Annotated in this window: 11 protein-coding genes and 3 pseudogenes; 7 read left to right on the forward strand and 7 right to left on the reverse strand. The window is 62.6% G+C overall.

Features of this window, described 5'->3' with window-relative positions:
- The first annotated feature begins 54 nt into the window (after positions 1 to 54).
- Complete coding sequence (locus ACCQ00_RS00320; RefSeq protein WP_372354036.1) at positions 55 to 966, forward strand: LysR family transcriptional regulator; 912 nt, start codon at positions 55 to 57, stop codon at positions 964 to 966.
- A gap of 213 nt (positions 967 to 1,179) precedes the next feature.
- On the opposite strand, the gene ACCQ00_RS00325 is transcribed toward ACCQ00_RS00320, so the two are convergent.
- Positions 1,180 to 2,259, reverse strand: coding sequence for an ATP-grasp fold amidoligase family protein (locus ACCQ00_RS00325; RefSeq protein WP_039570052.1), 1,080 nt, complete (start codon positions 2,257 to 2,259; stop codon positions 1,180 to 1,182).
- Between the two features lie 622 nt (positions 2,260 to 2,881).
- Here ACCQ00_RS00325 and ACCQ00_RS00330 point away from each other — a divergent pair.
- Both ACCQ00_RS00330 and ACCQ00_RS00335 read left to right on the forward strand, forming a co-directional pair.
- A pseudogene (locus ACCQ00_RS00330) lies at positions 2,882 to 3,490 on the forward strand (hypothetical protein); the annotation flags it as partial.
- Between the two features lie 70 nt (positions 3,491 to 3,560).
- A protein-coding gene (locus ACCQ00_RS00335; RefSeq protein ID WP_099770635.1) for an IS3-like element ISXac2 family transposase occupies positions 3,561 to 4,648 on the forward strand; the annotation gives its coding sequence in 2 pieces (ribosomal slippage) (positions 3,561 to 3,813 and positions 3,813 to 4,648; 1,089 coding nt in all).
- A 342-nt stretch (positions 4,649 to 4,990) separates the two neighbouring features.
- On the opposite strand, the gene ACCQ00_RS00340 is transcribed toward ACCQ00_RS00335, so the two are convergent.
- The 3 genes and pseudogenes from ACCQ00_RS00340 to ACCQ00_RS00350 form a co-directional block, all read right to left on the reverse strand.
- Positions 4,991 to 5,608, reverse strand: a complete 618-nt coding sequence (locus ACCQ00_RS00340) for an NAD(P)H-dependent oxidoreductase (protein ID WP_039575748.1) — start codon at positions 5,606 to 5,608, stop codon at positions 4,991 to 4,993.
- 81 nt (positions 5,609 to 5,689) lie between these two features.
- A pseudogene (locus ACCQ00_RS00345) lies at positions 5,690 to 5,818 on the reverse strand (transposase); the annotation flags it as partial.
- 272 nt (positions 5,819 to 6,090) lie between these two features.
- Positions 6,091 to 7,071 carry an IS5 family transposase gene (locus ACCQ00_RS00350; RefSeq protein WP_046736103.1) on the reverse strand — a complete coding sequence of 327 codons (981 nt, stop codon included), beginning with the start codon at positions 7,069 to 7,071 and terminating at the stop codon, positions 6,091 to 6,093.
- A 500-nt stretch (positions 7,072 to 7,571) separates the two neighbouring features.
- On the opposite strand from ACCQ00_RS00350, the gene ACCQ00_RS00355 reads away from it, so the two are divergent.
- From ACCQ00_RS00355 to ACCQ00_RS00365, 3 genes and pseudogenes are all read left to right on the forward strand, one after another.
- Entirely contained in the window at positions 7,572 to 7,817 is a 246-nt protein-coding gene (locus ACCQ00_RS00355; protein ID WP_223842580.1) for a GNAT family N-acetyltransferase, read from the forward strand.
- A 150-nt stretch (positions 7,818 to 7,967) separates the two neighbouring features.
- Positions 7,968 to 8,642: pseudogene (locus tag ACCQ00_RS00360) on the forward strand (IS5 family transposase).
- Between the two features lie 182 nt (positions 8,643 to 8,824).
- On the forward strand, positions 8,825 to 9,808 hold the full coding sequence (locus ACCQ00_RS00365; RefSeq protein WP_022557821.1) for an IS5-like element ISXfu1 family transposase: 984 nt from the start codon (positions 8,825 to 8,827) through the stop codon (positions 9,806 to 9,808).
- A gap of 114 nt (positions 9,809 to 9,922) precedes the next feature.
- Here ACCQ00_RS00365 and ACCQ00_RS00370 read toward each other — a convergent pair whose 3' ends face one another.
- The 3 genes from ACCQ00_RS00370 to ACCQ00_RS00380 form a co-directional block, all read right to left on the reverse strand.
- Positions 9,923 to 10,090: a hypothetical protein gene (locus tag ACCQ00_RS00370; protein WP_157859479.1), complete on the reverse strand. Its 168-nt coding sequence runs from the start codon at positions 10,088 to 10,090 to the stop codon at positions 9,923 to 9,925.
- 43 nt (positions 10,091 to 10,133) lie between these two features.
- Positions 10,134 to 10,322 (reverse strand): CsbD family protein, encoded by a 189-nt coding sequence (locus ACCQ00_RS00375; protein WP_022557884.1) that lies wholly within the window; start codon positions 10,320 to 10,322, stop codon positions 10,134 to 10,136.
- A gap of 241 nt (positions 10,323 to 10,563) precedes the next feature.
- Positions 10,564 to 11,730 (reverse strand): HDOD domain-containing protein, encoded by a 1,167-nt coding sequence (locus tag ACCQ00_RS00380; protein WP_039569714.1) that lies wholly within the window; start codon positions 11,728 to 11,730, stop codon positions 10,564 to 10,566.
- On the opposite strand from ACCQ00_RS00380, the gene ACCQ00_RS00385 reads away from it, so the two are divergent.
- Positions 11,729 to 11,881 (forward strand): hypothetical protein, encoded by a 153-nt coding sequence (locus ACCQ00_RS00385; RefSeq protein WP_162292266.1) that lies wholly within the window; start codon positions 11,729 to 11,731, stop codon positions 11,879 to 11,881. The two genes, ACCQ00_RS00380 and ACCQ00_RS00385, sit on opposite strands and share 2 nt — an antisense overlap.
- Positions 11,882 to 11,914 lie beyond the last annotated feature (33 nt).

The raw sequence follows: 11,914 nt of genomic DNA on the forward strand, positions 1-11,914 counted from the left end.
ACACTAAACTGCACAGCACTGTTTCCAGCGCCCGAACAGTGGGCAAGGAATGCCATGGATCGGTTCGACGCCATGCGCTTGTTCGTGCGGATCGTGGAGCGGCGCAGCTTCACTGCAGCGGCCAACGACATGGAAATTCCGCGCTCCACCGCCACCAAGGTGATTGCCGAGATGGAAGCGCGTCTGGGCGTGCGCCTGTTACAGCGCACCACGCGCATGGTGCGGCCCACGCTCGATGGCGAGCTCTCCCATCAACGCTGCATGCGCATCCTCGACGACGTGGACGATGCCGAAGGCGGCTTCCGCGGCGTGGCACCCAAGGGGCTGTTGCGGGTGGAAGTGCAGGGCACGCTGGCGCGGCACTTCCTGCTGCCCGGGTTGCCGGCGTTCTTTGCGCAGTACCCGCAGATCCAGCTGGTGATGAGCGAGAGCGACCGCTGGGTGGATCTGGTGGAAGAAGGCATCGACTGCGTGTTGCGCTATGGCCCGCTGCGCGACAGCGAACTGGTCGCACGCCGCGTGGCCATGCTCGAACGCCTCACCTGCGCCACGCCGCAGTACCTGCAACGTTTCGGCATGCCGGCGCAGCTGGAAGCGCTGGACCACCACCGCATGGTCGGCTTGCGTTCGATCACCACCGGCGTGGTCACCCCGCTGGAGTTCCAGACCGCGCACGGGCTGCGCACCTTCGCATTGCCCAGCCCGCTCAGCGTCACCGGTACCGAGAGCTATCTGGCCGGCATCCGGCTTGGCCTGGGCATCGCGCAGGTGCCGCGTTTCCACGTAGCGCACGACTTGCAGCAAGGCACGCTGGTGGAAATCCTGCGCGATACCCCGCCGCCGTCCAACCCGGTGTCGCTGCTGTATTCCCGCGCCCGTCAGCTGTCGCCGCGGGTGCGCGTGTTTCTGGACTGGGCCGCTGGCGAATTTGCCAAACAGGCGGGCGTGGCGCAGCCAATTCGATAGCCGCAACGGCGGGCTCTGTAGTGCGTAACCGGCGTGGTAGCGGCAGCTGGTTGGTGATACCCGCAGCACGCCGCGTGGCGGCAACCTGCACCCTCCGCATCGCTGCCAACATCGTCAGTTGCCGTGCGACGCGTGCCGGAGCGCCGCAGTCATCGGGCGCTGCAGTGGCGCGCTGCATCGGCATCGCCTGCGCAGTGCACCTGCGCAGACGCTTCACTGCTGTGGCACGCGCCCGCCCACACCAAACCCTCGCATCGGCAGTCCCGGTCGTTCGGGCGCGCGCCGCTGCACCCACATCTCGCCCATCATCCGGTCCAGCCCGCGGTCCAAGCCGGTCACCAACCCGGCGCCGGGGGTGAAGGTGAGTTCGCCGAAATACACCTGCCCGTGCTGGATATACCAATCCACCCGCACATAGTCGAAGTCGCTGGCCAGCACCTTGCTCAGTTCCAGCGCCTGCTCGAGCAGTTCCGGTGCACACGGCGGTGCGCGACCGTCGTCGCGGATGCGGTGAAAGGCATCGTGCAAGTTGCCGACGAAAAAGGTCATCGACAATTTCGGCGTGTCGAAGCGGCCGTAAATCACCTGCAGCACGTACTTGAAGGTGCCGTCGGCCTGGCGAAACATGTGGAACTTGTAGTCCACCGGCACTTGCTGTGCATCGCCGATGTATTTTTCCACCAGAATGCGTGGCGGAATATCGCGGTAATGGATCTCGCGCACCATGGCGGAAAAATCCGTGCGCATCCATTGGCCGCAACGCGCGATGATGCGGCGTTTCTGCTGCGCATCCGGCTCTTCGCGCACCACTTCCACCATGGCCGCGCCGTGGTTGGCCTTGATCACCGTCTGCTGCCACTGCGGCAAGCGCAGCAAGTCCTGCGGATCGGTGGTGTCCAGCAATAGCGGGATCAGATGCGCCTCGCCGATCTTGACCGCCACATACGGCCGCACCGCAAACTTGTCGGCCAACCGCTGATATTGCAGGTAATCACCGTGCACACACTTGCGGTAGAGGATCTTCTCGTTGAAGCATTTCGGCGCGTACAGATCCGGCAGGCGTCCAAACGTATGCAGGAAGTACAGCCGGTCCTGGTGCCGCCAGGGCAGCGTACGCACCAGGCTGCGCGCGCCCTTGCGCAGCAGGCGCTTGAGGTTGGCCGCATCTGCCGCGGTGCGCGTCAGAGCTGCCGGGCGACCGGTGCCTGCGGGCCGTGCCAACCCCGGCAGAAGCGCAGCCCATGGCTGGGCTGCCGCCCGCTCTCCACCCACCGGCTGCGTTTGCAGCCACATCCTGTTCTCTGCCACGGCAAGCTCCTTCTCGAATATGAGATGAACATCACGTTTTACAGTGATGGGCGCCACGGTATACGAGAAAAGTCCGACCTGCGTCACATTACGTCTCAAGCCGCCTTACTGTGCAAATCTGGCCGCGTTTTCGGTCCAATAACGCCGGATCCGCCCACGGTTGCGTCCGCTTTGATGCACTGCGGGAGCAGGCGCGAGGGCAACCACCAGGGCAACCGCAAGGGCAACCGCAGAGCTGGGGCACCTACCCACCGGCCGTCGATCGAACCAATGCCACTGGCCCGCATCGCGGGCACGGCCAAAGCGTTCAAACGCTGCCAGCCAGCCCAATGCCGCGTACTCGGCCGCCTGTCAGCCCGCTTCACCGCCAGCGAACGCTGCGATACAGATCGACGTGCGTCTGCTGCGCCTTCGCCACGTGCCACGGGCGATGCACGGCGTAACTACCAGGCGACGGCAGCGTGCAGCGGACTTGACCGCGTCATCGCTGCCACGCAAGGTGCAGGCGCAAGGCGCAAGGCGCAAGGAGCAACGCAGCTGCAGCATGTGCGCCCCGCACGTCTCGCACGCCGCCAGGGACAGCCCAATGAAATTCGCTAGCACCGCATTGATCGCGCTCACTGCAATGGCCCTGGGCAGCTGCACAGACACGCCGCCGCCAGCGCAAACGACCTCAGCCAGCGCGCCTACCGTCCACGTGCGCACCACCGGCCACGGCAGCGCACCGAACAAGCTGTCGCGGTCACCGGCGGCGCGTGTAGCGCAAACCCATGCCGACACAGCGCCATATCTGTGCCACCCCGGCTCAGACGCCTGCAGCGCTGGCGGCCCGCTGCTGGCCAGCTCGCAGGCCGAAGCGCGCTGGCTGATTGCCCACGGCTACCCATCGCCGGCCGAGCACGCACGCTTGAGCAGGATGGATCTGGCCCAGTTGCAGGCTCAATCGCTGGCGGGCAATCCGGCGGCCACAGTGCTCTACGGCAGCAAGACCGCGCTCAGTGGCCGCTTCGAGAGCGGCGTGGCGATATTGCGCAAGGCCGCAGCCACCGGAAATCTCTACGCCTACTCTGGACTGTCCGAGGCCTACAACGGCGACACTCCGCAAAAGAACCTGGTCGAGAGTGCGGCGTATCTGCGGCTCGCCTATCTGCTGGGCGATCGCAAGGCATCGGCAGCGATTGCACGACGCGACTTGAGTGACATCGAGAACGTCCTCGGGTAATCCCCCCGCCCATTAGCAGACGCCAGAAGTGGAATTTTCTCGTCCCCTTTCCCGAGGAGGTTCCATGAAGAAGTCCCGCTTTACCGACAGCCAGATCATCGCCGTGCTCAAGCAGGCCCAGGCCGGTGCGCCCGTGCCGGAGCTGTGCCGCGAGCACGGCATCAGCTCGGCCACGTTCTACAAGTGGCGCAGCAAGTTCGGCGGCATGGACGTGTCCATGGTCGCGCGCATGAAGGAGCTGGAGGAGGAGAACCGCCGGCTCAAGAAGATGTACGCCGAGGCGCAGCTCAGTACCGACCTGCTGAAGGAAGCGCTCGCAAAAAAATGGTGAGGCCATCTCAGCGACGCGAGATGGCCCAATCGGCAGTCACGAGCGGGCGTACGAACATCCGCCACGCCTGCCAGGCCTTCGCGGTGAGCCAGACCTGCTTCCGCTACCAGGCCAAGGCCAGCGAGCAGAACGCCCGGATCGCCGACTGGCTGGTCCGCCTGACGACCGCCCATCGCGACTGGGGCTTTGGCCTGTGCTACCTGTACCTGCGCAACGTGAAGGGCTTTGGCTGGAATCACAAGCGGGTCTACCGGATCTACCGCGAGCTGGAGTTGAACCTGCGGATCAAGCCGAGGAAGCGGCTGGTGCGTGAGCGGCCCGAGCCTCTGGCGGTGCCGGAGGCTATCAACCAGGTCTGGTCGATGGACTTCATGCACGACCAGTTGGCCGACGGCCGCAGCTTCCGGCTGTTCAATGTGCTCGACGACTTCAATCGCGAGGGGCTGGGGATCGAGGTGGATCTGTCGCTGCCGTCAGCCCGTGTGATCCGATCGCTGGAGCAGATCATCGAGTGGCGCGGCAAGCCCGCCGTGATCCGCTGCGACAACGGCCCTGAATACATCAGTGGCGCGTTGCTGTCCTGGGCGCAGCGGCATGGTATCCGGGTCGAGCACATCCAGCCGGGCAAGCCACAGCAGAACGCCTACGTTGAACGCTACAACCGCACCATCCGCTACGCCTGGCTCGCCCAAACCCTGTTCGACACCATCGACCAGGTGCAGGACAAAGCCACCCGCTGGCTATGGACGTACAACCACGAGCGTCCGAATATGGCGCTCGGCGGCATCACGCCTGCCATGAAGTTGGCGATGGCCGCTTAGCTCCACTTCTGGCGACCGCTAAAAGTGGGGGGATTACCCTCGCAGACGAGCGTGCGGCAGTGCTTTACCAGACTTTTGCCAAATCCCCGAGGCCGTCTCCCCGGCCGTTCGAGTGATGTCTGGCGGTGGGCGACACGTTGCCGCACGCCCCCGGACGCGTGGCCACCTGGATTGCATGCGCGAGCAGTACACGGTGATGCGGTGGCACGTCAGGAGTAGAGCTGCAGTCGTGCAAGCCACGGCACAACGCGCGAGCGTTATTGGCATGCAGGCATGCAGGCATGCAGGCATGCAGCTGGTCGGGCCTGCCAGTCATCATGACGCAGCAGCTGCAGCCTGGAGTCAGCTGGGTTCGCTAGCGGCAGAGGCTTTTGCGGCAAACAACCGCGCGCCAATCGCCCGCGCCGTGTCGAAATGCGATTGCGGAAAGGCCGCATCCGGCACCGTCAGCAGCTCGGAGGTGCGCACCGGCGCCCCGCAGAAATCGAAGATGCCGTGGGCGATCTGCGTCTTCATCGCACCGAAGTAGCCATGCCGCGCGTAGGTGCGCTCGTCCGCACCGCCAATGGCCAGCAGGTGCACATCAAGGTGCTGCAGCTTCTTCACGATCTTGCCATCGGCGCTTTCGTCGAACGCCCAGCCCAGCGTAAACACCCGGTCGATCCAGCCTTTGAGCAGCGCAGGAAACGACCACCAGTAAATCGGAAACACCAGCACCAGCGCATCGGCGCGATCCAGACGCGCGTGTTCGGCTGCTACATCCGGCGCGGGTGCCGCGCGCTGCTGAAAGAGTGCGACATCGGCCTGGTTGAAGCGCGGGTCGAAGCCTTCCTGCGCCAGATCGGCAACCTCGACCGTATGCGTTGCATCGGATGCCAGCACAGCATCGCGCACCTGCGCAGCCACTGCGTGCGTGTGCGAGCGGGGATCCGGGTGCGCAACAACGATCAAGGTATGCATTACGTGGGTCTCCAAGCGAAAGAGCGCTGTAGCGTACCTATACCTGCGGACCGTCGTACACACCTGTCATGCGGACTAATTACTCTTCCACTGGTAGTACGTCGCTGTGCTGATACCAACCTGGCGACAGACGTCCTTGACCGGCACGCCGGCGTCGGCCTGCTTGAGCGCCGTGACGATCTGCGTCTCGGTGAACTTTGAAGTGCGCATAGAAACTCCTGGCTGAGGTAACGATGCCAGAAATATCCACTTATGCGGTGTCTGTCAGGCTGGGGAGCTTACGTATGGAGCGTGCGCCTGTAACCCGGGAATTCCCACGGAAAGCGCCAGAAATGGCGAGAAACCCGAAGCTCCAAACGCGACTTTCCGGAACGATGCCACATTCCGCCCTGACAGGGCGGAAGGTGGCATCGTTCCGAAGAGTGGCTTTTGGAACTTCGAAATTTCGCCATTTCTGGCGCTTTCCGCGGGAATTCCCCGGTTTACAGACGCACGCTCCCCATCGCCGGCAGTAACTGCTTTCGCTTCATCCACAGGTTTGACAGCGCAAACAAGGTCAGCACCTGTGCCGTGTTCTTGGCCAGACCTCGATAGCGGACCTTGGTGTAGCCAAACTGGCGCTTGATCACCCGGAATGGATGCTCCACCTTCGCACGCACGCTGGCCTTGAAGTGTTCCCAACGCTGTTCCCGAGCACGCTCGCGTGTGTTGCCGATGCCCCGCATCGTCGAGGGCCTGGCGGCGATGAAGAAGGCAGCCTTGCAGTCCTGCAGTTCTTGGCGTTTGTCCGCCCCGGTATAGCCACTGTCGCCGAACACGCTGTCTTCTTTGCCATGCAGTAATGCGTGCGTCACCGTGACATCGGCGACATTGGCCGCTGTGCAATGGACATGGTGCACCAGTCCGGAAAACTCATCCACGCCGATGTGCGCCTTCATCCCGAAATACCACTGATTCGCCTTCTTGGTCTGATGCATCTCAGGGTCGCGCGCATGGTCGGCGTTCTTGGTCGAACTGGGCGCAGCGATCAGCGTCGCATCGACGATCGTGCCCGACCGCAGGCTCTGGCCCTTGCGCGCCAGGTGCGCGTTGACCGCGTCCAGCATCCGCGCGGCAAGGCCATGGGTTTCCAGCAGACGGCGAAAGTTGAGAATCGTGGTCTCGTCAGGAACATTGTCCAAGCCACCGAGCTGGGCAAAACGCCGCAAGGTCGGGATCTCGTGCAACGCTTCTTCCATCGCCGGATCGCTCAACGCATACCACTGCTGCAACAGATGGATCCGCAACATCGTCGCCAGTGCGTACGGCTGCCGACCTGGCCGCCCCGATACCGGATAGTGCGGCGCGATCAGGGCAAGCAGTTGCTGCCACGGAACGACCTGCTCCATCTCCGCCAGGAAAATCTCGCGCCGGGTTTGCTTACGCTTGCCCAGGCCCTCAGCGTCACCGAACGTCAGCTGCATGGATGAATCCTCTACATAAGGCGATAGTGTCGCGCATCTGCGGTGAGTTGATCAGACCTTCCTTAACTGCGGAAATACGGGCGTCAACAGTGCCATTTGCATTTCGGCCTGAATGTTGGAGAAATGCATTTCAATCGCGAGATTTGAGTCAAGAAATTTCGCAGAAATGATCTTGCGAATGTTTTGCAGTTGTGTGCAGACTTTATTTTTCATAGCGTGGAAGCGAAAAAATCCGTTCGTGGGCGAATCAAACGCTCTCAAACATCCTGCTCGTAACTAGAGCAGTAGATAATCACCTAACCTGATTGCTAGAACGACGAGGTGTTATGGTGAGCGGTGCGGCAGCGGTTTGCTTTTATGAGGTTTGTCCAACGGTCGACCAATATTGCCAACTTAGATTAATCGCAGGATTAAGCGAAAAGGCTAAAGAAGCTGCAGAGATGGCGTTGCCTAAGACCGTATTTGCAGTCTCCGGGTATCACTGTTGCGACTTAGTCGCAATGGGGAGGATTGTCGGCGATGGCGCCTGTCATCTCCAGCTCTGCGATATTGCTGTGCATCCTCGGCTGCAGCGGCAGGGTCTGGGGAGAGAGGTGGTGCTGAGGCTTACCGCTTGGTTGGATAAGAATTTGCCCCCCAGTGCTGAGGTGAGTCTGATTGCAAAAGGGGCAAGTAATCTTCTCTATGCGCAATACGGGTTTGTGCCGACCGCGCCAGCCGCGATAAGCATGTGCCGAAGATGCTGAGCGCGATTTGTGGGTTGGCACTATATAGAAAAATAAATTATTAGTATCGGTAAGCCCCGCTCCTAGCGGACGCCCGAGGTTGAGCTAAGGAAGGTCTGATCAACTCACCACAGATGCGCGATACTACCGCCTCATGTAGAGGATTCATCCATGCAGCTGACGTTCGGTGACGCTGAGGGCCTGGGCAAGCGTAAGCAGACCGCCGGGAGATCTTTCTGGCCGAGATGGAGCAGGTGGTTCCGTGGCAGCAACTGCTTGCTCTGATCGCGCCGCACTATGATCGCTGCGCCCAGTTCGACCAAGAACGCCGACCATGCGCGCGACCCTGAGATGCATCAGACCAAGAAGGGGAATCAGTGGTATTTCGGGATGAAGGCGCACATCGGGGTGGATGAGTTTTCCGGACTGGTGCACCATGTCCATTGCACAGCGGCCAATGTCGCCGATGTCACGGTGACGCACGCATTACTGCATGGCAAAGAAGACAGCGTGTTCGGCGACAGCGGCTATACCGGCGCGGACAACCGCCAAGAACTGCGGGACTGCCAAGCAGCATTCTCCATCGCCGCCAGGCCCTCGACGATGCAAGGCATGGGCAACAAACGCGAGCGTGCCCAGGAACAGCGTTGGGAACACTTCAAGGCCAGCGTGCGCGCGAAGGTGGAGCATCCATTCCGGGTGATCAAGCGCCAGTTTGGCTACACCAAGGTCCGCTATCGCGGCCTGGCCAAGAACACGGCACAGGTGCTGACCCTGTTTGCGCTGTCGAATCTGTGGATGAAGCGAAAGCAATTACTGCCTGCCCTATGGAGCGTGCGCCTGTAACCCGGGAATTCCCACGGAAAGCGCCAGAAATGGCGAGAAACCCGAAGCTCCAAACGCGACTTTCCGGAACGATGCCACATTCCTCCCTGTCAGGCCTCGTTGTTCAGACCTTCCTTAGGGAAACTCTGAACAATCCGTCCTGATCTGCCACAATCGATCATCGACCCGAGTAGACGATTTCGATGCAGCTGACCTTCGGCGACGCGGAGTACGACGGCAAGCGCAAGCGGACGCGGCGTGAGGTGTTTTTGGCCGAGATGGAGCAGGTCGTGCCGTGGAAGGAGCTGCTGGGGCTGATCGAGCCGCACTATCCGAAGTCGGGGCAACCGGGACGACAGCCGTATCGGCTGGAGACGATGCTGCGCATCCACTTTTTGCAGCAGTGGTATGCATTGAGCGATCCATCGGCGGAAGAAGCCTTGTACGACACGGTGTCGATGCGCCGTTTCGCCAAGATCGGCGGGCTGGATGAGGTGCCGGACGAGACGACGATTCTCAACTTTCGCCATCTGCTGGAGCAGCACGATTTGGCGCGCAAGCTGTTCAATCGGGTGAACGCGCATCTGTCGCGCAAGGGTCAGAGCCTGCGCGGCGGGACGATTGTGGATGCCACGATTATCTCTGCGCCCAGTTCGACCAAGAACAAGGACGGTGAGCGCGATCCGGAGATGCGCCAGACCAAGAAGGGCAACCAATACTTCTTCGGGATGAAGGCGCACATTGGAGTGGATGATGAATCCGGCCTAGTGCACCACGTGGAATGCACGGCAGCCAACGTGGCGGACATCACGCAAGCGCACAAGCTGCTGCATGGCAAGGAAGACACGGTGTGTGGGGACAGCGGCTACACCGGGCTTGAGAAGCGCGATGAGATCAAGGGCAAGCGCAAGCTACGCTACCTGATCGCGGAGAAGCCCTCGAAGCTGAAGCAGATCAAGAACAAGCGCGAACTGAAGTTGGCCAAGCGCTGGGAGCACACCAAGGCCAGCCTGCGTGCGAAGGTGGAACATCCGTTTCGGGTGATCAAGCGCCAGTTTGGCTATGCCAAGGTGCGCTATCGCGGCCTGGTCAAAAACACCGCGCAGGTGCTGACGCTCTTTGCGCTGTCGAACCTGTGGCTGAAGCGGAAGCAGTTGATGCCTGCCGTTGGGAAGTTGTGCCTGTAATGGGGAGAACGCCCCGAGAATGCGCTGGAAACAGCGAAAAACCGAAGGTGTGAGCGTAGTCAGCGCTACCGATGCGGGTCGACGCATCCTCTGGCCGCATTGATCAGACCATCCTTAGCGCTCGCTATCACCAAGTGCGCAGGAAAATTCGGTGCATCCAATTCCTGCAAAAATGCAACGCCCCGAGCGAGTCGGGGCGTTGGCGATCTTGCCGTGTTTGCTATTGCCCTGCTTGCGCCGCATCGTCGCGTGCAATGCATCAAACGCATGCAGATGCAGCATCGACAATCCCGGCAGCCATCAGCTTGCCGGCGATGCAACCAACTTACTTGGTCGATTTGACAGCGTCGCGCACGTCATCGGCCACTTCGCCGGCCTTGCGCTGCACCTTGCCGACATTCTTTTCGGCGGCGCCTTCCAGTTCGGTGCTCTTGTCGCCGGTGACGCGGCCGAGGGCTTCCTTGACCGAGCCCTTGACCTGCTTGGCGGCGCCTTCGATACGGTTCTTATCCATGGGATGTCTCTCATCGTTTGGGGAACCGGGCCAGTCTGTGCGTGGCGGTGTGAGCATGATGTGCGCTTGCGTCCGGATGCCCCAGTTGCGAATGCACTCAACGCGTGAGTGCATTCGTGCGAGCCGCTTGCATCCGGTAGGGCATGGCTGAGCCGAATCTTCAAACGCGCCCTGTGGACATGGTCATCGGCTGATTGGCGCTGGATGCTGCGGTAACCCAAGGCCGTTAAATAGCAGCACCTCACTCCACGCTCGCAGCCACCAGCCGCTGCCACAGGGCGGCGTTGGCCTGGCTGTCCGGTTCCAGGGTGGACAGGATGCCGAGCGCGCGATCTTCGTGCTCGGCGCCGTGGCGGGCGAGCATGGCCAGGGCGGCGGCGAGGCGGCCGTAGCGCAATGCCAGGCCGAGCGGGGTGGCGAGCAAGCTGGTGTCGTGTTCGGGGCGCTGTTCGTCCAGCGCGGTGCCGAGCTGTGGCGGCAGTTCCCAGGCGGTGGCAATGGTCTTGGCCACGGCGGCGGTGTGGCGCTCGACCAGGGCGGCGGCCACTTCCAGGCTGTAGGGCACGGCGGGGCGTTCGGCATAGGTGTCGCGCAATACGCGCAGGATCACCACCGCACCCAGGCCCTGCAACAGGCCGGCAAGTTGGCCGGACAAGGTGCCGCCGCCGCGTTCGCGCAGATAGGCGGCCGCGGCGGCCGCGGTGCGCAAGGCGTAATCCCACACGGCGGCGGGCAGGCGCGAGTAAAGCCCGCCATCCAGGCTCAGCACCGGCTGCATGACGGCCGCGGCGACGATCTGGCGCACGCCTTCGGTGCCGATATGCACGACCGCGCGCTCCAGGCTTTCCAGCGGGCCGCCTTGCGGGCGGTACAGCGCGCTGTTGGCGATGCGCAGCAGGTTGGCCGCCAGTGCGGGGTCTTGCGCGATGATTGCGGCGATGCCGCGGCCGGAGGCGTCGGGGTCGTTCACCGCACGCATCAGCTGCGGCAACAGGTGCGGGCGACGCGGCAGCAATTGCGGGCGCAGGTCAACATGTTCGAGCGCAGCGGCGACGGCGGCCAGCACCTCGGCCTGGGCGGGGTCGGCGGGCAGCGTGCCCTCGGCCAGCGATGGCGTGGCCATCACCGCCGCATACATGCGCCGCAACAGCGGGCGCATCGGTGGCGGTTCGATCTGCAACATCTGCGCAACGGGCGGCGGCACGGGCTGCTGCATCGGCGCGGCGGGCGATGGTTCCGGTGCAATGGGCGAGGGCGACGCTGGTGTTGTGGGCACATTCCCGGCCGACGGCGCGATGTCATCGGCGTTGGCGTCGCGGCGTCGCGCCAGCCACCACCACAGACCTCCGACGAGCACAACGGCACCTAGCAGTCCGGCGGCGAGCAGCAACACAGTGACAAGCATCATGGAAAAATCGTCCGATCAGTGCGGCGACTATCCGCGAAGCCGGTCGCGGCGGCAATGCGAGCGTGTGTCGCTGGGCATTGCCGCGGGGTCGATCGGCAGGCCGGTGCGCACATGCGGCAAGGCCATCATCGTGTCGTCGCCGCTCACGTAACGCATTGCGTACGGCAGCCAGCAGCCGGTGCCG

It is taken from the genome of Xanthomonas sp. NCPPB 3761, assembly GCF_041475705.2.
Lineage (GTDB): Bacteria > Pseudomonadota > Gammaproteobacteria > Xanthomonadales > Xanthomonadaceae > Xanthomonas > Xanthomonas phaseoli.